The sequence below is a fragment of the Mucilaginibacter sp. GW821-FHT07H05 genome (genome assembly GCF_059418485.1).
In genome coordinates, this window is the sequence record NZ_JBWKPY010000009.1 from 351,561 (window position 1) to 374,321 (window position 22,761).

Annotated in this window: 21 protein-coding genes and 1 tRNA gene; 9 read left to right on the plus strand and 13 right to left on the minus strand. The window is 43.7% G+C overall.

The window, feature by feature from the left end:
- Window positions 1-59: 59 nt before the first annotated feature.
- Window positions 60-368, minus strand: coding sequence for a hypothetical protein (locus AC07M6_RS23470; RefSeq protein ID WP_494893731.1), 309 nt, complete (start codon window positions 366-368; stop codon window positions 60-62).
- Between the two features lie 239 nt (window positions 369-607).
- Between AC07M6_RS23470 and AC07M6_RS23475 the strand changes: the two genes are divergently transcribed.
- Window positions 608-1,714: a sensor histidine kinase gene (locus AC07M6_RS23475; protein ID WP_494893733.1), complete on the plus strand. Its 1,107-nt coding sequence runs from the start codon at window positions 608-610 to the stop codon at window positions 1,712-1,714.
- The gene (locus AC07M6_RS23480) at window positions 1,711-2,442 is read left to right on the plus strand and encodes a LytR/AlgR family response regulator transcription factor (RefSeq protein ID WP_494893735.1); all 732 of its coding nucleotides are present in this window, start codon (window positions 1,711-1,713) and stop codon (window positions 2,440-2,442) included. The genes AC07M6_RS23475 and AC07M6_RS23480 overlap by 4 nt, the downstream gene beginning before the upstream one ends.
- Before the next feature lie 5 nt (window positions 2,443-2,447).
- Here AC07M6_RS23480 and AC07M6_RS23485 read toward each other — a convergent pair whose 3' ends face one another.
- The 3 genes from AC07M6_RS23485 to AC07M6_RS23495 all read right to left on the minus strand — a co-directional run bounded on the left by AC07M6_RS23485 (window position 2,448) and on the right by AC07M6_RS23495 (window position 4,885).
- Complete coding sequence (locus AC07M6_RS23485) at window positions 2,448-3,101, minus strand: energy transducer TonB (RefSeq protein WP_494893737.1); 654 nt, start codon at window positions 3,099-3,101, stop codon at window positions 2,448-2,450.
- A 156-nt stretch (window positions 3,102-3,257) separates the two neighbouring features.
- Window positions 3,258-3,575 (minus strand): hypothetical protein, encoded by a 318-nt coding sequence (locus AC07M6_RS23490; RefSeq protein WP_494893739.1) that lies wholly within the window; start codon window positions 3,573-3,575, stop codon window positions 3,258-3,260.
- 308 nt (window positions 3,576-3,883) lie between these two features.
- The gene (locus tag AC07M6_RS23495) at window positions 3,884-4,885 is read right to left on the minus strand and encodes an MBL fold metallo-hydrolase (RefSeq protein ID WP_494893741.1); all 1,002 of its coding nucleotides are present in this window, start codon (window positions 4,883-4,885) and stop codon (window positions 3,884-3,886) included.
- A gap of 339 nt (window positions 4,886-5,224) precedes the next feature.
- Between AC07M6_RS23495 and AC07M6_RS23500 the strand changes: the two genes are divergently transcribed.
- The gene (locus AC07M6_RS23500; protein ID WP_494893742.1) at window positions 5,225-6,526 is read left to right on the plus strand and encodes a DEAD/DEAH box helicase; all 1,302 of its coding nucleotides are present in this window, start codon (window positions 5,225-5,227) and stop codon (window positions 6,524-6,526) included.
- 100 nt (window positions 6,527-6,626) lie between these two features.
- Here AC07M6_RS23500 and AC07M6_RS23505 read toward each other — a convergent pair whose 3' ends face one another.
- Entirely contained in the window at window positions 6,627-7,217 is a 591-nt protein-coding gene (locus AC07M6_RS23505; RefSeq protein WP_494893743.1) for a 2OG-Fe(II) oxygenase, read from the minus strand.
- A gap of 234 nt (window positions 7,218-7,451) precedes the next feature.
- On the opposite strand from AC07M6_RS23505, the gene AC07M6_RS23510 reads away from it, so the two are divergent.
- Window positions 7,452-9,710 (plus strand): glycoside hydrolase family 3 N-terminal domain-containing protein, encoded by a 2,259-nt coding sequence (locus AC07M6_RS23510; protein ID WP_494893745.1) that lies wholly within the window; start codon window positions 7,452-7,454, stop codon window positions 9,708-9,710.
- 196 nt (window positions 9,711-9,906) lie between these two features.
- Here AC07M6_RS23510 and AC07M6_RS23515 read toward each other — a convergent pair whose 3' ends face one another.
- Both AC07M6_RS23515 and AC07M6_RS23520 read right to left on the minus strand, forming a co-directional pair.
- On the minus strand, window positions 9,907-10,299 hold the full coding sequence (locus AC07M6_RS23515; RefSeq protein ID WP_494893747.1) for a hypothetical protein: 393 nt from the start codon (window positions 10,297-10,299) through the stop codon (window positions 9,907-9,909).
- A gap of 3 nt (window positions 10,300-10,302) precedes the next feature.
- Window positions 10,303-10,827 (minus strand): YceI family protein, encoded by a 525-nt coding sequence (locus AC07M6_RS23520; protein WP_494893749.1) that lies wholly within the window; start codon window positions 10,825-10,827, stop codon window positions 10,303-10,305.
- Window positions 10,828-11,042: 215 nt separating this feature from the next.
- Between AC07M6_RS23520 and xth the strand changes: the two genes are divergently transcribed.
- Window positions 11,043-11,813: an exodeoxyribonuclease III gene (xth, locus tag AC07M6_RS23525; RefSeq protein WP_494893751.1), complete on the plus strand. Its 771-nt coding sequence runs from the start codon at window positions 11,043-11,045 to the stop codon at window positions 11,811-11,813.
- Between the two features lie 74 nt (window positions 11,814-11,887).
- On the opposite strand, the gene AC07M6_RS23530 is transcribed toward xth, so the two are convergent.
- Complete coding sequence (locus tag AC07M6_RS23530; RefSeq protein WP_494893753.1) at window positions 11,888-13,231, minus strand: TldD/PmbA family protein; 1,344 nt, start codon at window positions 13,229-13,231, stop codon at window positions 11,888-11,890.
- A 1-nt stretch (window position 13,232) separates the two neighbouring features.
- Window positions 13,233-14,870 carry a TldD/PmbA family protein gene (locus AC07M6_RS23535; protein ID WP_494893755.1) on the minus strand — a complete coding sequence of 546 codons (1,638 nt, stop codon included), beginning with the start codon at window positions 14,868-14,870 and terminating at the stop codon, window positions 13,233-13,235.
- A 242-nt stretch (window positions 14,871-15,112) separates the two neighbouring features.
- On the opposite strand from AC07M6_RS23535, the gene AC07M6_RS23540 reads away from it, so the two are divergent.
- Both AC07M6_RS23540 and AC07M6_RS23545 read left to right on the plus strand, forming a co-directional pair.
- Window positions 15,113-15,844 carry a DoxX family protein gene (locus AC07M6_RS23540; RefSeq protein WP_494893757.1) on the plus strand — a complete coding sequence of 244 codons (732 nt, stop codon included), beginning with the start codon at window positions 15,113-15,115 and terminating at the stop codon, window positions 15,842-15,844.
- Between the two features lie 220 nt (window positions 15,845-16,064).
- Window positions 16,065-17,333: a M14-type cytosolic carboxypeptidase gene (locus tag AC07M6_RS23545; protein ID WP_494893759.1), complete on the plus strand. Its 1,269-nt coding sequence runs from the start codon at window positions 16,065-16,067 to the stop codon at window positions 17,331-17,333.
- Window positions 17,334-17,377: 44 nt separating this feature from the next.
- Here the strand turns inward: AC07M6_RS23545 and AC07M6_RS23550 are convergent, their stop codons facing one another.
- Window positions 17,378-17,941 carry a dihydrofolate reductase family protein gene (locus AC07M6_RS23550; protein WP_494893761.1) on the minus strand — a complete coding sequence of 188 codons (564 nt, stop codon included), beginning with the start codon at window positions 17,939-17,941 and terminating at the stop codon, window positions 17,378-17,380.
- A gap of 412 nt (window positions 17,942-18,353) precedes the next feature.
- Between AC07M6_RS23550 and AC07M6_RS23555 the strand changes: the two genes are divergently transcribed.
- Window positions 18,354-19,427: a hypothetical protein gene (locus AC07M6_RS23555; RefSeq protein WP_494893763.1), complete on the plus strand. Its 1,074-nt coding sequence runs from the start codon at window positions 18,354-18,356 to the stop codon at window positions 19,425-19,427.
- A 135-nt stretch (window positions 19,428-19,562) separates the two neighbouring features.
- Here the strand turns inward: AC07M6_RS23555 and AC07M6_RS23560 are convergent, their stop codons facing one another.
- The 3 genes from AC07M6_RS23560 to AC07M6_RS23570 form a co-directional block, all read right to left on the minus strand.
- Window positions 19,563-20,189 carry a hypothetical protein gene (locus tag AC07M6_RS23560; protein ID WP_494893765.1) on the minus strand — a complete coding sequence of 209 codons (627 nt, stop codon included), beginning with the start codon at window positions 20,187-20,189 and terminating at the stop codon, window positions 19,563-19,565.
- Window positions 20,149-20,325: a hypothetical protein gene (locus AC07M6_RS23565; RefSeq protein ID WP_494893767.1), complete on the minus strand. Its 177-nt coding sequence runs from the start codon at window positions 20,323-20,325 to the stop codon at window positions 20,149-20,151. The genes AC07M6_RS23560 and AC07M6_RS23565 overlap by 41 nt, the downstream gene beginning before the upstream one ends.
- A gap of 369 nt (window positions 20,326-20,694) precedes the next feature.
- Window positions 20,695-20,758 (minus strand) — tRNA-Phe (locus tag AC07M6_RS23570).
- A 1,431-nt stretch (window positions 20,759-22,189) separates the two neighbouring features.
- Here AC07M6_RS23570 and AC07M6_RS23575 point away from each other — a divergent pair.
- The coding region (locus tag AC07M6_RS23575; RefSeq protein ID WP_494893769.1) for a hypothetical protein at window positions 22,190-22,761 on the plus strand (572 nt) is incomplete at its 3' end.

Sequence of the window (22,761 nt, forward strand, 5' to 3'; positions counted from 1 at the left end):
AACCCCTTTCAACCATTGTGGTATATGCAAAGCGGCACAGAGAATCACATATCCAAAGCTTATTTCTTTAGTTTAAATATGGCCGCCAGTATAGCCTGGTTTTGCGCGTAATCGTTCTTGCTGATTAGCGAATCCAGTACCTTATCCAGGTTTTGCCTTATTTTTTTACGATTGATATTTAAACGTTTGTTAACCGTTTCGCTGTAAAGCAACTGGTTGTCGTTATTGTAAAACTTAACAGTTTGCACTTTGGGCTGCTTTACATTACTTTCTATCACCCAGCTACCGGTAGTTGACGGTTTATTTTGCGCGAAGCTGCTCACAGCAGCTATAATGAGAATTGCGAGGGTTACGATTATCTTTTTCATACATTGTGATATTTAATATAAGGGCTAAACTATAGCGCCCCGCACGTATTAAATAGCATAGCAGGCAGCCTGTAAGCATCAGCATACCAATCGCATCAATGGGTTTACAGGTTGCATTCGTCATTTAAAAACCGGGTGGATATAGAGATTTTGTGCAGTTGGTCTGCAAAAGCCCGCTGTTAGTCGATAAGCGGCCTGCAGATGCCGCTATTTGATGTTGATATTTGTAGCTTAGCTATATGAATAGCACTTTGCAATTTCAGGGAATTAAAGTGAGGCGTTTAGCATTACATGCTGCTTTCTGGATAGTGGTGTTCGCTTTTTTTACCGTTATATATGCCATTAAAAGTACCTACCTGATAGCGGCGCGAAACAACCTGTTTTATGTGCCCATACACATGGCCTATTTTTATGCCATTGCTTACTGGCTGATCCCCGTTTACCTGTTAACTGCCCGGTACCTGAAATTCGCCTTGTATTTAATAGCGCTTATTTTTGTTACTACCGTTATTAGCCGGTTAATTGATATATGGATAGTGGTTCCGTACATTATCAAAAACGTGCGGGATATAGATTGGGATTATATAGCAATTAGTAAATTATCCTTTTGGCAAAAGTTAAGCAGTCCGCTATACTTTACCAATGCGCTTAAAGCGGTTAACCTGGTGGTATGGTTTGCCGTGGTAATAAAGCTGTTTAAATTATGGTACGAGCGCAAGCAGGCCGCCCTGCAAGCCGAACTGAACGCGCTGAAAGGACAGGTGCATCCACATTTTTTGTTCAATACGCTGAATAATTTGTATGCGCTTACGCTTAATAATTCGCCAAAATCGCCGCAGGTGGTGCTGGGTTTGTCGGACCTGTTAAGATACATGCTTTATGAGTGCAATACCGATAACGTACCGTTGAGTAAAGAGATACTGATGCTGCAACAGTTTATCAGCCTGGAGAAATTGCGGTATGAAGAGAGGCTCGACCTTACCTTTAATATTTACGGCGATCCCGACCATAAAATGATAGCGCCGCTGCTGATGCTGCCCTTAGTTGAAAACGCGTTTAAACACGGCACAAGCGAAAAGATAGGGCAGGCCTGGATAAACATTAACCTTTATGTAGAAGATGACGATTTGCGCCTGAAGATATCGAATAGCAAACCGGATATGGCCAGCGATGCCGGAAAGCACTTCGGCCATATTGGTTTAGCGAATTTGCAGAAAAGGCTCAATCTGCTTTATCCGGCGTCGCATAAACTGAAAATTATGGACGATGAGGATGCCTTTTTGGCCATCCTGGAACTAAAGCTGCAAACACAATCACAAACCGTAACACCATTGGTAACCGCATGAAACTACGTGTACTGATAGTTGATGATGAACCCCATGCTATTGAAGTAATAGAAAACTACCTGGCTAACTTTAGTAATATGGAATTGGTGGGTAGGTGCAGCAATGCTATACAGGCGTTCCAGCTGTTGCAGCAAAAGCAGGTTGATCTGATGTTCCTGGATATTAAAATGCCGGGGATGAACGGTACCGATCTGCTAAAAAGCCTGAAGAACCCACCCAAAGTGATCTTCACTACTGCTTACAGCGAATACGCTTTGGATGGCTTTGAACTGAACGCGGTTGATTACCTGCTGAAACCGATCTCCTTCGATCGCTTTTTGCGGGCCATTGATAAAATTTACCAGTTAAACGAGCATAAGGCAACGGCTGTTATCGGGCACGAAAAGCCGGTAGGCGATACAGAAGCATTCCTGTACTTAAAAGTAGAGCGAAAAACCATCAAAATAAATGTAAACGATATTTTATGGATAGAAAGCCTGCGCGATTATGTAAAAGTGATCACCACTGATAATGCCTGCATCAGCAAGCAAAAGATCAGCTTGCTGGAAGAAATGCTGCCCGAAAACAAGTTTGTACGCATCCATCGTTCCTTCATCGTAGCGCTTTCGCGGATCAATTCCTTTTACTCATACAGTGTAGAAATAAACGGGCACGAGCTCCCCGTTGGCCGCAACTATAAGCAGGAAATGCAAAAACGACTGAAGAGCGAGAATATGCATTTTATGTAGACATATTATCGATGTTGAAAGCTCACCGGGATAGTGTATAGAACGTCAATGGCTTTACCATTATTAATGGCCGGCTTCCATTTCGGGAGTAATTTCAGCATACGGAGTACTTCCTGGTCATTAATTGGATTTATGCCACGCACTATTTTAAAATTGGTTAATGAGCCATTCTTAGTAACGGTAAACTGTGCAAATACCTTTCCATCTATAGCGCCTTTTGGGTATCGAATGTTTTTTGTTATAAAATTGGTCAGGGCATTTGTACCTCCCGGAAATTCGGCCATGCTTTCGATGGAGTAAACGCCTACAGTCATATTATCTGGCGCTACAATGGTTTTATTTGCAACTTTGGGCTCACCAGTTTGCGCATTGGCAGTGCTGTTAAAAACATTTATTCCAATTAAAACCAAGGCGGCCGATACCCATTTTTGCCAAACAGGCACACGGATGGGAGCCATTTGTGCCGCGCTAAACCTGCCGCAAATGTTATAGCTGTTTTCGGCCAGTATTTGTAAAAACTCCTGTTGTTTAGCATCGGTAAAATCGTAGACTTTTTTATTGCAGGCATTGCAAAACTTTGCGCCATCAACATTTTTCATGCTATTCCAGTCTGCTTCACACTTGAAATTTAAACTGATGTTGTTAATCTGGGTTTTCATATAACTAAATTATTAGTTATATATGAGAAATGCAAATATGATTGTAAAAAAGAGACGACAAGCTCGTTCACACATAAGATTTTTCGCCCATCTTACCCAGGTGTAACTCGCTCAAGAAAAAAGTTCCCATTGGTCGAAAATGACAATTTGGTGCAATTAATTCAACGGCGTAAACTCTGCAAACAAACCTTTGGTTTCGGGTAATTCGCTTAGCGGCACGTAATCGCACACCTCGGCAAACTCGGCCCACATTTTATGTACCTCTGTGTTGCGGTGGGCTTGCTGTATGGCTTCAGGCGATAGCCATTCAAACATTTCTATAATGCTGCCGTCGGCGGTTTCCAGCAGGGTGGGGTGGCGGTGGGTTACTAATCCCTCTTTGCGCAGGCGGCTAACGTGCGTTTCGGTTAATTTTTTCAAGGCACCGGCCTTGCCGGGTTTGGGTTTATAGGCAACTATTACAATGCGTCCCATGGGTGGTTGATTTTATACACAATATACAAACTTTAAACCATGGGGAATGTTTACTCATTACATAAACGCTGAAAGATGTTTTGTAATCACTGGATATTATTGATCAATCATTGGGTGATCTGTCGCTGCGCGGATTGTTTAAAAAAGTAATTATTGTCATTCTGGAGCGGTAGCGAAGGATCACTCATTAGCAGGGCATAGCTACAACTAAATGCATTGGCCTGTCATGCTGAGCCTGTCGAAGCATGGTGGGCAGGCCTACGCACGCAGTCTTCTACAAGCTCAGACTGACATCCCCTTTAATAGTTTTAACTCAAAAACGGCTTCCACCATCCCGAATTAACCCCTTTGCTGTCCACCTCGGTAGGTGTGCCGGGTGTGGGCAAAAACAGCGTGATCTTTTTCTCTTCGGCATAATTTATCAAACGTTCTACAGGTTCAAACCAGGCATGGGGCGCCAGGTTAAATGTACCCCAATGGATCGGCATCATTACCTTCCCTTTTAAAGCCAGATGGGCATTTGTGGCATGATCGGGCCCCATGTGTATTTGCGGCCAGTGTTGCCCGTAAGCGCCAATTTCCAGCATGGTTAAATCAAACGGACCAAAGGCATCGCCAATATCGTGAAAGCCTTCAAACCAGCCCGAATCGGCCCCGAAGAAGATATTATGCGTATGCCCTTTGATGACAAACGATGACCACAGCGTGGTATTGCGGTTGAGTATGCCCCGGCCCGAAAAATGGCGCGCGGGGGTAGCCGTCAGCACGCAATCGTGACCGATCATAATGCTGTCGCCCCAATCCATTTCGTGGATAAAATTATTAATGATACCAAATTTTTTTAAATGCTGCCCAACACCTATCGAACAATAAAAAGGAACCTCGGTGCCGGCAAAAAATTGGATAGTTGCTTTATCCAGATGGTCGTAATGGTCGTGCGATATAATGATGGCATCCAGCGGCGGCAGGTCACCCAGCGCTAAGGGCGGTTCAAAAAAGCGTTTCGGCCCGATGCTTTGCGAAAAAGATACCCGTTCGCTCCAAACCGGGTCGGTGAGGATGCGTTTACCATCAATCTCTATCAATAAGCTGGAATGGCCCACCCAGGTGATCCTTAAACCGCTTGCCGGCGGCGTATGGTAAGCAGACAGGTCTGTTTTAAAAGGGCCTAATGCTTTTTTAGGGCTGTTTTCGGCTTTGTTAGTAGCGTACTCAACTAATATGGGCAGCAATTTGCCGAAGCCGCCATCGCTGGTAGGTATGGGATTAATATATTTTCCTTCTTTTTTCCTGGATCCTGCTAAACTCATTATGTATATCGTATAAGGACTAATATCCTTCAAGCATAACGTGAATTACGGTAAATGTTATCGTTTTTTGTTAATGTGACAAATTAATTACTCAAAAGATAGCATGCTGGAAACTTATATAAAAAGCCAACGCGTATTGAACTAAAATTTTAGTTTTAATGTTAACCCCTAAAAGTTGTTAATGTTTTGATTATTAGATTGTTATAACGTACTGACATCGAATTATGTTAAGTCGTGTTAACCCCCTTACCGTTTTAACAGGATGCGTTTAAATGTATAAGCTTTGCTGGATATAAGCTTTGGGCAAGCCTAATTTTAAAAACCTTACCTTTGCAGCAAATGACGTGGTTAAATAAAATAAAGCTGAATAAACAATTGCAACGCTCGGTTGCCGATGCTGGTTATACAGCGCCTAAAGAAATACAGCTGAAAACAATGCCGAGGATTACCGGCGGGCAAAATGTAATAGCCGTTGGCCCCGAGGGTTGCGGTAAAACAACGACCTATGTATTATCGGTTTTAAACCGCTTTAGCTACGCGCCGGATGGTGTGCCGCAGGTATTGATCCTGGTACCTAACCAGGAAGCTGTGGAGGCCGTGATTGAACGCTTTGATTTATTGAACAGGAACAGATCTATCAGTATAGTTGGCCTTTACGCTATGCCCGGCATGGAAGCCCAGATGGATGCGCTGGCCGATGGCGCCGATATTGTAGTAGCCACCCCCGACAGGGCCCGCGCCATTTATCTGAAACTGGCCCTTAACCTCAATAAAATTGAGGTATTTATTGTAGATGACGCGGATGCGATTGTGAAACAGGGTTTACAACTGCCCGTGGTAGAACTGGCCAACAGTATTACCAAAGCCCAGCGCCTGGTGTTTACCGAGGTTTTGCACGATAAGCTTTATAAAATGATAGACCCTTTTATGGGGAGCGAACCTGCTGTTGTTGAGGTTGAAGAGATAGGAGAGGCCGTAATGGAGCTGCACCCGCAGGTGTTATACCATGTGCCCAATTTTGGCACCAAACTAAACCTGCTGAACCTGTTTATGCAGGATGATGAGCTGTTTACTAAAACCGTAGTATTTGTAAACACCCGCCAAACCGCCGAAAAGATCTATAAGGACTTGCAACTATCGGCCAAAAATACCGTAGCCCTGTATAACCCCTGGGTACATAGCTGGAATGGTTTTGAATCGGTTAACGATTTCCGGGCGGATGAGCTGTCGCGGGTGTTAATTGTGGCGAATGAAAACGAGGACGAGGTAGATACCACAGGCCTGCCTTTCCTGCTGCACTTTGATTTGCCGGCCGAAAAGGAGACTTTTTTAAACCGGATGATCAGCAATCCGTCCCAAACGGAAGATGAAACGCTGTCTATCACTTTTGCTACAGATCTGGAGTTAGGCTTAGTGAAGAAGATAGAACAAGCCAGCGGCCAAAAGATCCCCGTTGCCGAATTACCTGATGACCTGGTTGTTGCCCAGGAAAAGAAGATCAAAGCTGAAGAAAAACCCGCAGCGCCCAAAGGCGATGAGCCAGGTGCGGCTTTCCACGAAAAGAAAGCCAGTAACTCAAAAACCTATAACTACAGCTCGGGCACCAAGGCTAAAATGAATATGAAAAAGAAGCACGGGTAATTAATAGGATAGGGTGTCATCCTGAGCTTGTCGAAGGGGGCGTGCGCAGGCCTTCCCACCATGGTTCGACAGGCTCACCATGACATCTATTGTTTTAAACCTACACCTTTAACCAGCCGGTAATACTCATCCGTGGTTTACCGGTAACCAGTACTTCATGTTCCAGCTCGCTGCTTTTAAAGAAGACGCTTTTACCATTCACGGGCGCTATATACTGTAAATGTTCTGCGTGATGGATGCACAGTTCGCCGCCATCTTCCGGCAGCCAGTCGGCATTTAAATACATGATCATGGAGTAAGCCCTGCTGCCATTGTTTTGAAACTGATCGATATGCTTTTTGTAAAAGTCGCCCTTCTCATATAGCGTATAATGAAACTCATAACCTGTGATCCCCGCGTAGCAGGTACGGTTTAAATAGGCTACAAACCTATCTATCAAATCAAAAAAATCATTTTCATGTGGGTTGTCGTGCAGGCGGTCGAGCCAGTAAATGCTGTCGCTGCGCACCAGCTTGTTGTGTGTCACCAGCACCTCGTTACCTGTACCTGCGGCGCGTAATAGTTTTTCCTTAAACAGTACGTCAAGGTTATCTTTCAGGCGGCCAGCAAGGGCAATGCTTAAAAAGTTTTCGGCAATACCTACCTGTGTATCCAGGTAACTATCAATTAAGGTATCAAAAGTTTTTTCCAATCATCAGGCGCATCACTGGGTGCAAATTTGCCATTTGTGTAAGGTAGGGTTTATTAACCGGGCAGGTTCATGCTTTTATATTTATTTCTTTACTACATCTCTTCTACATCAGCAAAGCGCATAAAGCTTACTTGAATAAAAATTATGATATAATCAGTAATTGTGTATACAAATGATGTGGTATTATTTTAATATTTGTAGCTGCACCATAATGTATAAAATACACTTATCGAAATGAGTTTCTCTACTAAGCCTTTAACAATTAAGTATTTTGTTGTCGTTTTTCTTTTGTCAGGATGTTATTCGTTTGTGTTTTCGCAAAGCAAAACCAAGGGGCTAAACCCGGCCATCGAAAATAAAATTACAGCTTTGATGGCCAAAATGACCATCGACGAAAAAGTTGGCCAGTTAAACCAGTACAGCGCCGATGGCGATGTTACCGGCCCGGCCACCAACGGCGGCAATAAATTTCAGGATGTGAAGGATGGGAAAATAGGTTCGCTGCTGAATATCCGCGGGGTATCCTACACCCGCACCTGGCAGGAAGCCGCTATGCAATCGCGCTTAAAAATACCGCTGTTATTTGGATTGGATGTGATCCATGGTTACCGGGTTACCTTCCCCATTCCATTGGCCGAAGCCGCCAGCTGGGATCTGGACGCGATTGAAAAGGCAGCACGCATTGCCGGCACCGAAGCAGCGGCATCAGGCATCCACTGGACGTTTGCCCCAATGGTTGATCTGGCCCGCGACCCACGCTGGGGCCGCGTAATGGAAGGTGCAGGCGAGGATCCTTATTTAGGGTCGTTAATAGCCGGGGCGCGGGTAAAAGGTTTCCAGGGTAAAGGTTTGGGTAACACCGACGCGGTGATGGCCTGTGTGAAGCATTTTGCGGCCTATGGTGCCGCTATTGGCGGTCGCGACTATAACAGCGTGGATATGAGTCCGCGTACCCTGTGGGAGTTCTACTTGCCGCCGTTTAAAGCCGCGGCAGATGCGGGGGCGGCCACCTTTATGAATTCGTTTAATGATTTGAACGGCACCCCGGCATCGGCCAGTAAGTATTTGCAGCGCGATATTTTAAAAGATAAATGGGGTTTTAATGGCTTTGTGGTAAGTGATTGGGGATCGATAGGCGAAATGGTGGCCCACGGATATGCTAAAGATAATTACGAGGCCGGTATGCAGGCCATTAACGCCGGTAATGATATGGATATGGAAAGCCGCAGCTATACCAAAAACCTGGCTAAACTGGTAAAGGATGGCAAGGTGAAGATTGCTACCGTGAATGAAGCAGTTAGGCGCGTGCTCCGTAAAAAGTTTGAATTGGGCTTATTTGATGATCCTTACAAATTCAGTAATGCCGAACGCGAAAAGGCCACTTTAAATAAACAGGAGTTTATAGATGCCGAACGTGATGTGGCCCGTAAAAGCATCGTGTTGTTAAAAAATCAGGGCCAGCTATTGCCGCTGGCTAAAAACACTAAAACCATCGCACTGATTGGCCCGCTGGCCAAATCGGAAACGGATATGAAAGGCTTTTGGTCGGTTGATTGGAAAGGGGCAGACCATTCTGTTTCCCTGTTTGAGGGAATGCAGGCCGCAGGCGCTAATTTAACCTATGCCAAAGGCTGCGAAATAGCGGATACCTCTAAAGCTCATTTTGATGATGCCATACAGGCCGCAAAAAATGCCGATATCGTAATTATGGCCGTTGGCGAAGCTGCCAACATGAGCGGCGAAGCTAAAAGCCGTTCGGATATTCATTTACCCGGCGTACAGGAAGATCTGATCAAGGCTATCCAAGCAACAGGAAAACCGGTAATTGTACTGATTATGGCAGGCCGTCCGCTGGTGTTTAACTGGACATCAGACCATGTGCCGGCCATTGTGTATACCTGGTGGCTGGGTAACCAGGCCGGTAACGCCATTGCCGATGTGCTGTATGGCAAATACAACCCGGCAGGTAAACTGCCCATGACTTTCCCGCAAAGCGTTGGACAAATACCTATCTATTACAATTACTTAAATACCGGCCGCCCGGCTAAAGAAGAAGGTAAATCCAGCTATACTTCTGGCTATCTGGATCTGACCAAACGACCGCAGTATGCCTTCGGTTACGGTTTAAGCTATACCAAATTTGAATACAGCGATTTGAAATTATCTAAAGACTCGCTGCGTAAACAGGACGAACTGACGGTAAGCTTCACCATCAAAAACACAGGTCAATACGCGGGCGAAGAAGTGGCCCAAATGTATTTGCAGGATGTGGTAGCCCAGCCTGTGCGGCCTGTAAAGGAATTAAAAGCCTTTAAAAAACTGATGCTGCAACCTAATGAAAGCAAAACCGTGAGTTTTGTGATCAATAAAGAAAAGCTCTCCTTTTACAACGATCAGTTACAATGGATCACACAGCCCGGAAAATTTAACCTGTTTATTGGCAGCGCATCAAACGATATCAGGCTGCAAAAGAGTTTTAATTTGGTGGATTAAGCATACTTTACCCCATTGTCATTTCGAACGTAGAGAGAAATCTTCTACGAGAGGACTGTCTGCGCGTATAAGATTTCTCTTTCGCTCCATCGCACAAACCCACCCTTGCTCTATCGAAATGACATTTTGGTTTAGTACACAAACAACAAAGCCCCAATGCTTTAGCATCGGGGCTTTGTTGTTATTTGTTTCCAGATTATCCCTTAACCGCAAATAACGGTTTAACCGTATACCAGGCCAGCGTCGGGAAAAATACCATCGGCACAGCCAGTCCGGGGAAAAGCTCGGGCATCTGGATATTTAATGGCAGGGATGCAGATATCGGGATCATTACACAGGCAAAAGACGCTATCGAAAACAAAAAGTTAAATATGATCTCGCCTTTTTGTTTAAGCCAGCTTACTAAGCCAAAGTATAAAAACGTAGCTACCATGCATACTGCAAAGCTTGCGCCTGTAATACTGCCGTAATTAATGATCTTTGAAAAATCGGCTTCGGTAGCAAAAAAGTAGATGCGGTTATAAATAACCGCCGCTATTGCAGCCAGTACTGCCGCTGCTACGCCATGGAAAAATACCTTTTTAAACATTCCTTATTTGGTAACAGGCACGTTCAGTTCAACTTTAAATTTCGAGCCACCACGCTCAGGTTGGGCTGCATTAACGCCGTAATCAACACGGGCTACTTCAAACTCACCTTTGAAGGTACTGCCATCAAAAGTAAATGGAATAACAATTGGTTTATCAACACCATGCATGCTTAATGTACCGGCAGCTTCGTAACCTGTAGCGGTTTTAGTAATAGCTGATGATGTGAAGCTGATAGTAGGATATTTTTCAGCATCAAACCAGGTAGCGCTTTTAGCGTGGGTGTTTTTCATGCCGTTACCTGTATTAACGGTAGCTACATCAATGCTGGTTGAAAATTTTGAAGATTTAAGATCTTTCGGATCAAAGCTGATCGTGCCTTTCAGGCCTTTAAATTCGCCTGCTGTATCGCCACTGGTAAATTTCACGGCATAAGTGTCGGCAATTTTCCAGTCCTGTGATTTAATTACTGTAAATGCAGAAGCGGTTAATAATGCTAATGCGGCAACAGGATAAATGAATTTTTTCATAGTCGTTTCGAGTTTTATTTAGAGTTATAAATTAATTATTATTTGTGTTAATGCTGCTAAAAGTACACAAACAAGTATAAAATTGCAGCTTTAAGCTTGTAATTTTTTTAGTGCAATTGATGCAAACGTATATGATTTTGTAACGTTAACTTTGATATTTATAAGTGACGATGGTTTAAGTGCGACCTTATTATTTATATATTAAACTATACCAAATGAAAATAGCCACCTATAATGTTAACGGTGTTAACGGCCGGCTGCCTGTTCTGTTGCGCTGGCTGCAGGAAACAGCGCCCGATGTAGTATGCCTGCAGGAATTAAAAGCCCCTCAGGAAAAATTTCCCGAACAAGCCATACTGGATGCGGGTTATAAGGCCATCTGGCATGGGCAAAAAAGCTGGAACGGGGTCGCTATCCTGGCAAAGGGATATGATATTAAAGAATCGCGCCGGGGCCTTCCCGGTGATCCGGAAGACCTGCACAGCCGCTATATTGAGGCCATAGTTAACGATGTAATTATCGGTTGCCTTTATCTGCCCAACGGTAATCCCGCGCCGGGCCCTAAGTTTGATTACAAGCTGCAATGGTTTGACCGCCTCGCCGCCCATGCCGCCCAACTATTAACCTATAACATCCCTGTGGTATTATGCGGCGATTACAACGTAATGCCTACCGAACAGGATGTTTATAAGCCCGAACGCTGGGGAGACGACGCATTGTTCAGACCGGAAACCCGTGCGGCTTTTCATCAGTTGGTGGCACAGGGCTGGACTGACGCCATCCGAAAGTTGTATCCTACCGAGACTATTTATACCTTCTGGGATTATTTCCGTAACGCTTATGGCCGTAATGCCGGGCTGCGTATCGATCATTTTTTACTGAGCCCGCAACTGGACGGCCGCTTAAAAGCAGCCGGGGTTGATAAGCAGGTGAGGGGATGGGAAAAAAGCAGCGACCATGCGCCTGTTTGGATAGCATTAAGCTAAAAAACGCCATCCCTGTTTGGGCATGGCGTTTCTTTTATTGAATGTGTTCTTTAATCTCGATTTCCCGCAGGCAACTATACGGCATCCGATAACGATGAAAACGTAAAGTCCCTGATGCGCATGGGCGGGATCAGCGCGCTTTGGTTGCTTTCGGCACTTACTGTACGCTCCGGGATACCTAAAGCATCCAGGTTGTTCAGCATAATTACCGGGCTTTCGTTAAAACGGAAGTTTTTGATCGGGAACTTAATTTGTCCGTTCTCAATATAAAAAGTACCGTCGCGGGTAAGGCCGGTATATAGCAATGTTTGCGGGTCAACCTCGCGGATATACCATAAGCGGGTAACCAATATGCCTTTCTCCGTGCTTTTTATTAACTCTTCCAAAGTTTGGGTGCCGCCTTCCATAATAATATTGGCAGGATAGTTAATAGATGGTGATTTGGTTTTCTCGGCCCAATAGCGCGAGTTAGGTAAAGCCTGTATCACGCCCTTATCTATCAGGGTACGCTTAATATATACACGACCGTCGCCACCCCAGGTACCTGCCGGTAATTTAGGATGCATCGGGTCCGAATAGATGGTTACGCGTTCGTCCAGCATTTTTTCGCCGGCTTTGGTGCCGCCGCCTTTTTTACTTAAAAAACTCCGGCCCTCATCGGCGCTGCGCTGATCGAGGCCGCCCCAAAGATTCTCTAACAATACAATGCCGGCAGCAGGTTCCAGTATTACGGTGTATTTGCCGGGCTCCAAAGCTCGTGCACCGTTTGATCCGGTTGCTTTTTGTGCCGCTATTTTGGTAAATTTCAGCGTATCCATATCGGCAAGGTCTTCGTAATCGCGCGTTACATAACCCGACCCTTTGCCATCATCGGTTTTTAAAGTAGCCGAGAAGTTGATATCGCTATATTTATAATAACCAAAAAAACCGTGAGAGTTCATTGTGGCGTTAAAACCGGCACTGCTTTGTAAAAAACCGGCGGCAGTAAGCTTATTCTCCTTAGCTATTTTCAAGCTTTGCGCCACCAGGTCGGTACGTTGCTGAGGCGTCATATCTGCAGTAGCCTGTACAAATGTATTAGGGTTGTTTGGAAATGTTGCCGGTTGCGGAAAAGGCATATACTCCGGGTTTTCGGGGGCCAGGTGTGCCAGTTCTTCAGATAAGCGCATGGCTTTTTCAAGCGAGGCATCATCAAACTCGTTAATGGTAGTTATGCCTAACTTTTTGCCATAGGCAGACGATATGGACATACTGGTTTGGCTTACATTGCCGCTGGTTGATACCGAGTTGCGCGCATAGCGGATATTGCCCGTGTCGCCTCCGTTAAGGCCTATCTGGCATTCATCGGCTTTTGAATAGCTCAGCGCTTTTTTCATTAAAGCCTTGGCTTCGTTTTCTGTTAATATACTGCTGGCCATGTTAAATTTTTCTTGCTGTGTTAATTACGTTAACTCCTTTAAAATGCGCGGTTGACGACCCGTGCGATACGGCGCTTACCTGCCCCGGCTGGCCTTTGCCATCAAAGAACGACCCGCCCAGGCGGTAATCCCTTTTATCGGCCACAGCCACGCACGAGTTCCAAAACTCCTGCGTATTAGCCTGGTAAGCAACATCATTCAGCATGCCCACAATTTTGCCTTGTTTAATCTCATAATACAATTGCCCGCTAAACTGGAAGTTATACCGTTGCTGATCGATAGAGAACGAGCTGTCACCTACAATGTAAATGCCTTTTTCTACATTCTTGATCATATCGGCAGGGGCAAGCGGTGTTTTGCCCGGCTGTAATGAGATATTTGGCATGCGCTGAAATTGTACGTCGCTCCAGTTATCGGCATAGCAGCATCCCTGAGATTCTTTCAGGCCGATGATGTGCGCCTGGTCGCGGATGGTTTGGTAGTTTACCAATATGCCATCTTTTATGATATCCCATTGTTTGGTGCCTACGCCTTCGTCGTCGTAACCAACAGCGCCTAATGATCCGGGCTGTAGTTTATCGGCCACAATATTTACCTGCGGACTGCCAAACTTAAAGTTCTTTGATTGCCATTTATCCAGCGTCAGGAAGCTTGTACCGGCATAGTTCGCTTCGTAACCTAATACACGGTCAAGTTCTGTCGGGTGACCTACTGATTCGTGGATGGTTAACCAAAGGTGGCTTGGGTCAAGGATCAGGTCGTACTTACCCGGCTCTACAGATTTGGCCGCCATTTTTTCGGTCAGCTGTTTGGCACCCATACGGGCATCTTCCAGCATATCAAAGCGGTCGCGGTAAAGTATAGCGGGGCCACCTTTAATTTTATCACTTTCGTTAGGGATCAGGTATTCGTAACCCATACCACGCGGCGAACTTAAAGCGTTACGGCTTTCAAACTTGCCGGTTTTAGCATCAACTTTTGTAGCTGTGAAAGTAGGCCAGATGCGGTGGATATCCTGATCGATATATGAACCATCAGTAGATGCGAAATATTTTTGTTCGTTCACCAAAAACAGGATGGAGCTTACATAGTTTGCCCCGTTTTTCATGGCTTCGGCATTTACGCCAAGCAGCAGGTCAGTTTTTTCTTTGATCGGTACATCAAAAGCGTTTTTTTGGATCGGTGTTTTCCAGCTTACCTCGCCGTAGCCCTTTTGCGGGGCCAGTTGTACCGGTTCGCTTTGTATGCGGGCGTTCTCTTTAGCAATAGCTACTGCTAATGCCGCTGCTTTGGCAATGCTGTCGTTATCCAGCTTATCGGTTGCCGAAAAACCCCAGCAGCCGTTAGCTAATACCCGGATCCCCATCCCATACGATTGCGTGTTTACAATGTTTTGCACCTTATCCTCGCGGGTAACCACGTATTGGTTAAGGTAGCGGCCTATGCGCACATCGGTATAAGTGGCACCTTTGCTACGGGCGGCGTTAAGCGCCACATCGGCCATCCGTTTTTTCAGCGCAACGTCAATAACATCCGCGTGCGAGCCTATTGGCGCTGCCGAGCCCAGCACGGGTACCTGGCTTAACATACCGGCACCTATGCCCATGCCGGTAAGATAAAGGAAATCTTTTCTGTTCAAAATAGATGTGAGTTTAGTTTTCCTAAATATAGCGATTGATTGCTTTGAATAGCAAATATTTAAGTTTTTTAAATTTGACAAATAGGCGAAAATCACCCTATAAGGGGGATGGTTTGGGGCTGTTCTGTTAATGTTTTTAAGCAATTACTTACTTCTAATAACTACAAGCTAAGCGCGCCAAATAAACTATTTGCAGAAATATAAATAATGTTAACTTTGTATCTCAAAGTACTTTTATATTTATGAGCATTTCTTCCAAACTTGATCAGTTACATTTTAAAGCAAAAAGCAACAGATGGCTTCGGTATTTTGCTGTTTTTAATCGTATTGCTTTGGCCGCCGGTTTTTTACCTGCCGGTTTGGTGAAAATTATGGGCGAGCGGTTCACCTCATTGTCCGCTAATCACCCAATGGGGCATTATTTAGAAGCCCTGCATCACACGGGCTATTACTACCCATTTATTGGCGTTGTGCAAGTGGCAGCAGCTATCCTGCTGCTGATACCCCGTACGGCAACCCTTGGAGCACTCCTTTATTTCCCCATCATATTAAATATTTGCATTTTATCGTTAGCGGTGCGTTTTGATGGCTCACTTCTTTCTTCCCCTTTAATGGTAATGGCTAACCTGTATCTGCTTTGCTGGGATTATGATAAATTAAAATTCATTTTTCCTTTTTATCAGGCTGCAATTCCGGATGATGCGCCAAAGCCCGGGGTGTTTAGTAATAAGTTCCCGGTAATGTTCTTTGCCGGTGTAGCCGCCGCTGTTGCTGTTTTGGTGCTGCTAATTACAACTGTATATGATATTAAACCCCGCAACACTTTGTCAGACTGTATGATGAAATGTAAGGATAGTAAAAACCCAAAGGCCTGCAGCGCCTTCTGTGATGCTATTCATACAAAAGGCCAGCCGCTTGATAAAAGCCTGGACCAATATCATAAGGCGCTGAAGGATACTGTACCGGTAAAGTAAACCTTCCGTCGGCACAAAGGCTTTGGTTTTTGCTTGTTAGCATACCGGTTGTTTTATACTTTAAAGACATCTCGGTCCCTGAGCAATTTAACTGTTATTGGCAATAGCGCTTAGTGATCTGCTATTATTGGTCAACTAATATGATTGAAATGCTTATAAATTTATGCTCATAAACATAAGCAGGTAAGCAGCGTTTTTCGCGATCAGCTTATTTTAAAGCATGAAAAAAATAAAGTTACGATTAATAACCGGCGTTATCGTTTACTGTGCATTTAGCTTATCTGTAATGGCCAGGAATGCAAGGCTGGTAAGGGATACGAGCCTAACAGTTAGCAGTAATTTCGAGAGTGGATCGGCCCGGATACTTTCCATTGATAAAAGCAAACAATTTGTTAGCATTACCCCTGCCGGCAATCCCAAACGGGGGATGCCTAACTGGTGGTATTTGCGTATCGACCATATAGATACCAGTAAAACCCTATTGGTTGAAGTTGTAGCCAGTGATGCGGCGGTTTACGTTGATGGTGGTGGCCTGGGCGGAAAACTTCCGCCCGGATGGACCTTACCGTTAAGGGCCGCTTGTTCCACCAATGGTCAAACATGGGCACAAACAGCAGAAGGGAGTTTATCAGAGAACAAGGCAACCTACAGTATAAAAACTAAATCAACTACCGTGTGGCTGGCGTGGGGGCCTCCTTTCACTCAAAAGGATGCCGTTGAATTTGTAACCCGGATGGAAAGATCCAATAGCTGCGCTAAAGCTTTTGTACTCTGCACATCGAAGGAAGGCAGATCAGTCCCGGCATTACAGATCATGGAAGAGAACAAAAGCCTGAAACAGCGGCCGGTAATATGGGTGGATGCCCGTCAGCACGCCTGGGAAGCAGGCGGATCATGGGTTGGCGTTGGTTTTGTAGAGTGGCTGCTTAGTAATGATGAGCGGGCCAAATGGCTGAGGCAAAATACCGAAGTTGTTTTTGTGCCCATTATGGATGTTGATCACGTGAGCAGCGGTGACGGAGGCAAGCATGCCCTGCCGCAAGATCATAACCTGGATTGGACAGCCTCGGCGCACTGGCCCGAAGTTGCGGCGTCGCAAAAGAGATTGCTTGCGATAGCCAATGAAGGAAGGATGAATATCTTTCTCGACCTTCATAACCCCGGGTCAGGCAATCAGCTGCAAACATTGTACGTTATCGATACCGAATATATGAAGCCTGAAGCCGAGCCGCGTAAAAAACGGTTTGTGGAACTGATGATCAAAGAGTTTGGCGAGATTAAGCAAATAGCGGCCAGACCGCCGGTTAAACATCCCGAACTTTTTCACCAGGTGAGTGTACCATGGGTACTTGAACATACCAATCCGCAAACTATCGCCTTTTGCGTAGAAACACCGTGGAACAGCCCCAATGGAACTACAGCAGGTTACCGCCGTGTTGGCCAAAAATTAGGAAACGTTGTAGAAGCATTATTGCATCAAAACCAGTAGTGGACAGAAGTGAAATTGATTACCGGGAAGAAAGATACATGCTGTTATTTCTTTATTTCGTAACATAATTCTACCATGCCGCTTTTGTAAGCTGTTACGTTTTTTAGGTGCAATGCCTTTTCTTGCCCTATCTGATCAAAAAAAGGTGTTCCGTTACCTAAAATGACAGGCAGGATGGACTGTCTTATTTCGTCTGCCAAGTTTAAACGAATGAAATCTTTAGTGAGTGCAGCACCACCTACCAGCCAAACATTCTTGTATTTTAGTTTTAGCCTTTCATTTACCAATTTGTTCAAGTCGCCCGAATAAGTTTCAATATTCGGCCTGTCAACCGGCAGTTTTCTGTGTGTTAATACAATGGTTGGCACATCTCCGTAAGGCCACCCGTACAATTTTGAAAGTTCCAGCGCGAGTTCATAAGTCCGGGAACCCATCATGTAGCAGTCTATCTTTTTAAGAAACTCCTCTACATCCTGTTCGGTAACATTAACCCCGTTCTCGTAATTGTCGGATGTTTCAAACCACGAGATGCTATTGTCTTTTTTGGCAATATAGCCGTCGAGACTGGAGACCATATGGATGGTTAATTTGAATGGGGGTGTTGGCATTTATTTATTATTTGAGCATATAGGTTGCCGGATTGTTGTTGGTTATGATAAATTAAAAAAAGTCAGTAAAGGGTTTTGGGTAGATAAATGTATAAAAAAGGACTGCTGTTATCAACAATGTACAATGACTTTTATTTGTAATGGGAGTGAGTGAATTAATATTTTCTATGACCATCGAAAATATTAATAACAACATTTATCTTAGGGACATAATATATTAGTGTCAACCTTACCTACTCCATCACAAAATGAAAATCACGATATCAGCATCGTCTTTCAAATTTCAAAATTTCCGTTTTTTATTCGTAAGTCCTGGCTTATTAATCCCTTTTTTCTTTAAGCATTCGCTGAAACATGGGAACCTTTCCTGAAAAAAAACGTAAAAAAACTATAATATAAATCTTATCACATCATGAAAAAAACACTACTGGCAGTTATTGCCATTCTTTCGGCACTTCCGTTTGTTTCAAAAGCGCAATGGACTACTTCGGGCACCAATATTTATAACAGCAATTCGGGCAACGTCGGCATCGGCGCCACAGTTCCGTGGGGAAAACTTGATGTTCAAGGCGCACCCATTGATGCGAATGTAGGCTCGTTTCGACTACTGGACCCTACGCCACAGGCCCAAAATACGGGAGGGTATATGACTTTTGGTGGCTGGAGAACAGCAACCGGCGCAATGAGCGATTGGGCGGGCATACGCGGTGGAAAAGAAAACTCGACTAACGACGATTATTCCGGATACCTATCATTTGCTACCCGGGTAAGTGGCAGCACTACAACTGAACGCATGCGCATTTCAAGCACCGGCAAGGTGGGCATTGGCACCACAACGCCTGGATCGCTTTTGAACTTGTATTCCTCTGCACCAGCGCTTCAAGTGTCGCCTTCTGTTTATGGGGGCACCAATTATTCGTCATATTTCGGCTCGTTGAGCACCGCCGTGGGTGTGCTTCAATTAGGTAACGACTCCCAAAACGACATTGTGGCGGGCAACACAAACGCAGGGGGCTACCTACGATTTATTGTCAACAACAGTAATACTTTTCCAGGTGCGGCAAACGGTACACTTGCAATGCAAATAAATGCGAATGGAAAAGTGGGTATCGGAACATCAATCCCCGACCAATTACTAACCGTAAAAGGCACCATCCACAGCCAGGAGGTAAAAGTTGATTTGAGCGTACCCGGCCCCGATTATGTATTTCACCCGACTTATAAGCTACCCACACTAACCGAAGTAAAAGGCTTCATAGATAAAAATCAACACCTGTCCGAAATTCCTTCGGCTGCGGAAATGGCAAAGAATGGCCTTGACCTGGGTGATATGAATATGAAATTGTTGAAAAAGGTGGAGGAATTGACCTTGTATCTCATTGAAAAAGATAAACAGTTAACCCAGGAACATACTGCGAACATTGCCCAGCAAAAACAAATTGATGAATTAAATAATAAACTTGAAATCCTGTTAAAACAGAAGTGATAAAAAACAAAATGTCTGTCAGCCCTTATAACTAAAAGCCCAACTGGTTAGGTTGGGCTCGGTATTATGGCTACATAGTTGTCCGAAGTCACAGACTTTCGGACAGCAGGCTACGGAGAGCCGGCCTAGCAAATTTTAGTTTTCTACTAATATTTTCTTAAAATGACGATGATATCCATTAAATTCATATTTAAATTCTTTACCTTTTTCAATACCTCGGGTTATTTTTTCCGAACTACCAGATAGTTGACCACGTATGTAGTTATAAGTTATATCAGAGTGAGGGGTTATTAAAACAAGATTTTTCAATTCAAACACAAAGTCGTATTTTTTTCCTATAGTTGAAGGGTAATAATAAGTAGAAACTACAAATTTTAATGTAGAGCCTTTAGGCGGAGCCTCATTATAATCTTTTAATAAATCAATGACTGAATTGACATATTTAAATTTTGATTTTTTTAAATCAATTTGAACTCTGTAATCATGTTTAAGTTCTAAACCCAACGAATCTTTAGATAAGTTTATGTGGTTTTTAGGTAGCTGACTGATTAAGAAAAACTTATCTTTTTTAATTTTAATCAGAGTATCACTCACCCATCTTTTAAAGATTTTCTCCTCGTCTAAATTATTTTTATTTACTTGAAATCTATTTTGAGCATAATTGTTAAATACCGGAAATATCATTAGAAATAAAAAACACACACTAATTTGTTTCATAATATTATTTGTCTGAAAATCTATCATCACTTTGTTTTTTTGCATATCTACCAGTATTGAGTTTTTCAAAAAGAGTTTTACCTATAATTTTAGTAGCCGAGATTTGATAGTTTTTAGCTTTATAAGTCCATTTACTGACATTTACACCACCACCATTTAAAGTCTGATAGTTTTTTACCATATCTTTTGATTCGCTATTCCAAATATAGCCACGATGCGGATTTGACCAATTTGAATTTATCAAATCGAGACCATCCCATGTATCTGCCCCATTACTGTAATCTTTAAAGCCACTCAGGCCTTGCTGAAAACCTATTGCATTGATTGCTGCTCCAGCTGATGCGCGCGGTGCGCGCTTATTAACGTAGTACCATACAGCCCGCAGCCTTGGTTATGGGCTGTATGGGGCTTTGTTAAGATAAGTAGGTTTGTAAAGGTAGTGGTTAATAAACGGCACAACATTTATTCAAAACCTGCACTTATAGCTTCAAAAGCGCTTTAAGCGCAAAAAAGCCTCTAATCTCTCGACTAAAGGCTTTTTGACTTGTTGTGGTATCAGCTGGGATCGAACCAGCGACACAAGGATTTTCAGTCCTTTGCTCTACCGACTGTACATGCGTTTTTAAGCTGTTTTTTACGATTTGAAGATATAAGTGCACCAAAAGTGCACCAAAATGTCAGATACGCCGACAAATTTTACCGAGCCCACAATTGTCACAAAGAATTAATTAACCCATCGTTCCTTTATCTCTTTTACTTTTAATAATAAGCCGCAAAGGCTCTACCATGCCAAAACAATCGCTCAACAAATTAATCCTAACCGTGCTGAAACTTTAGAAGAAAAGTATCGCCTTTTAAATAAGTTAAGGTTTGAAGTACATAAGGCTTTAGAAGCGGGTATCTATCCGATTGCTAAGAATGACAGTACTTCAATAAAACGTAGTAGTAATGTTAACGTACCACAATCTGCTAAAAGATTAATGTATGAGGACTAACATCTGAATGTTATAAAGAAATGGTCTTTGGATGGAATACAAGCCAAGCAGATCGTTCTGCAATAAAAGAAGTATGTGAAGCGTCTAACCTTGTGCTCAATTACTTTGAAGCTCATCGAGAAGGCGATTTAATAACCATCATTCAAATACCATAAGCTACACTAACCTTACCCTCGGAGTTGCTTAAGAGAGCAATGTTTAGCTACGCTTATGCCAGTCCAACCTCATAGGCTACCACACAGGAATAATGGCATCCCGCAACTGAAACGCTGCAAAGCAGCCGCCAGATGATGTTACCTTTTAAAAGGTCATACTGACACATTAAAAGGTAACTGCTCCGTTGTCACAATCCGGCACCCACTTTGACTTTAGCGAATGACGTTGCTCCATACTCGCTTTCTCTTGCTTTCAATACACTCACTAATGCTTCGTCTCACTTGGTTTAGCAACCAGGTGCAACTCGCAACGTTCATTATATTAAGCAAAGCGCTCATTACAATTTTGCTCACCTACGCCTCGCCTGTCGCTTCATCCTTGATCACGGGTTTTGAAATGTCATCACACCGGCCTGAAATCAAAACCAGCGCCAAGTCTTTGTGAAGGATTCCCTCAATCGCGCTGTCGCGCTCCTTTTGAGGGACGACAGGCTCTATTCGCGTAGGACGGTGAGCGGGATACTTATCTATTGTTAACTACTGACTCGCTTGTGTCACCATCATTTTGAACTATGATAGCGATATTCGTAATGGAAAAACATACAAGTACATTGCCTTTATTAGCATGGAAACGATGAGTGAAAAAATAAATTTCTGTGGATATTGAAAATATTAAAAACTAATTTAATTTAGGGCACAAAAACATATAAGTATAACCTTACCTTATTCCATCACAATGAAATCACTCTTCAGATATCCTTCAACCAGGTTTAAGTATTCAGTTTTTAATTAGGATAAGTTAGCGCCTATTCTTGCTTGTTTGCTTAGATAGGCATACTGAAACCTTTCGCGAAGAAAATCCGTAAAAAACTATAATAACATAATCTTATCACACATGAAAAAAATCTATCTGGCAGCTATTGCTGCTCTCTTTATAGTTCCTTTTATTTCAAAAGCACAATGGACTGGCGCACCACCAGGTCCGATTTATTATAATGATGGGAATGTTGGTGTTGGCACCAGCACCCCGTGGTCTTATTTTCATGGTGGTAATAATAAAGTAATAGAAATTTCTAATTCCAATACAACGATGAATAGCCAGGCTCACGTCGTTTTAAGTACCGGAGCTACAATGGATAACAGTAGTGCAGGAACAATTAGTTGGATGTCGAAAAGCTCTTCTGGATTTCAGGGTATGGCTTATATAGGTTGTTCATTACAAGGGAATGCCACTACAAACGCTTCAGCCCGACTCACTTTTGCAACAGCAGATGGTACGTCAGTTTATCCGAGAATGACCATTGATAAAGTTGGCAATGTAGGCGTCGGCACCACAAGCCCTTCTGCGCTTCTGCATGCGGAAGGTTCCGAATATGTACCGAGCACCTCCGGCTCTGCTCAAAATAGTAATTTCAGAATCGGAGCGGGCAGCACAAATCTTGTACTTGATGCTGGGATTACAACATC

Coding starts and splice junctions, on each gene's coding strand:
- AC07M6_RS23530 (WP_494893753.1), bottom strand. CDS start 13,231: ATGGCCAGCAGTATATTAACAGAAAACGAAGCCAAGGCTTTAATGAAA.
- AC07M6_RS23550 (WP_494893761.1), bottom strand. CDS start 17,941: ATGCCAACACCCCCATTCAAATTAACCATCCATATGGTCTCCAGTCTC.
- AC07M6_RS23540 (WP_494893757.1), top strand. CDS start 15,113: ATGAGCATTTCTTCCAAACTTGATCAGTTACATTTTAAAGCAAAAAGC.
- AC07M6_RS23520 (WP_494893749.1), bottom strand. CDS start 10,827: ATGAAAAAATTCATTTATCCTGTTGCCGCATTAGCATTATTAACCGCT.
- AC07M6_RS23555 (WP_494893763.1), top strand. CDS start 18,354: ATGAAAAAAACACTACTGGCAGTTATTGCCATTCTTTCGGCACTTCCG.
- AC07M6_RS23475 (WP_494893733.1), top strand. CDS start 608: ATGAATAGCACTTTGCAATTTCAGGGAATTAAAGTGAGGCGTTTAGCA.
- AC07M6_RS23495 (WP_494893741.1), bottom strand. CDS start 4,885: ATGAGTTTAGCAGGATCCAGGAAAAAAGAAGGAAAATATATTAATCCC.
- AC07M6_RS23470 (WP_494893731.1), bottom strand. CDS start 368: ATGAAAAAGATAATCGTAACCCTCGCAATTCTCATTATAGCTGCTGTG.
- AC07M6_RS23565 (WP_494893767.1), bottom strand. CDS start 20,325: ATGGTAAAAAACTATCAGACTTTAAATGGTGGTGGTGTAAATGTCAGT.
- AC07M6_RS23560 (WP_494893765.1), bottom strand. CDS start 20,189: ATGCAAAAAAACAAAGTGATGATAGATTTTCAGACAAATAATATTATG.
- AC07M6_RS23490 (WP_494893739.1), bottom strand. CDS start 3,575: ATGGGACGCATTGTAATAGTTGCCTATAAACCCAAACCCGGCAAGGCC.
- xth (WP_494893751.1), top strand. CDS start 11,043: ATGAAAATAGCCACCTATAATGTTAACGGTGTTAACGGCCGGCTGCCT.
- AC07M6_RS23500 (WP_494893742.1), top strand. CDS start 5,225: ATGACGTGGTTAAATAAAATAAAGCTGAATAAACAATTGCAACGCTCG.
- AC07M6_RS23545 (WP_494893759.1), top strand. CDS start 16,065: ATGAAAAAAATAAAGTTACGATTAATAACCGGCGTTATCGTTTACTGT.
- AC07M6_RS23480 (WP_494893735.1), top strand. CDS start 1,711: ATGAAACTACGTGTACTGATAGTTGATGATGAACCCCATGCTATTGAA.
- AC07M6_RS23515 (WP_494893747.1), bottom strand. CDS start 10,299: ATGTTTAAAAAGGTATTTTTCCATGGCGTAGCAGCGGCAGTACTGGCT.
- AC07M6_RS23485 (WP_494893737.1), bottom strand. CDS start 3,101: ATGAAAACCCAGATTAACAACATCAGTTTAAATTTCAAGTGTGAAGCA.
- AC07M6_RS23510 (WP_494893745.1), top strand. CDS start 7,452: ATGAGTTTCTCTACTAAGCCTTTAACAATTAAGTATTTTGTTGTCGTT.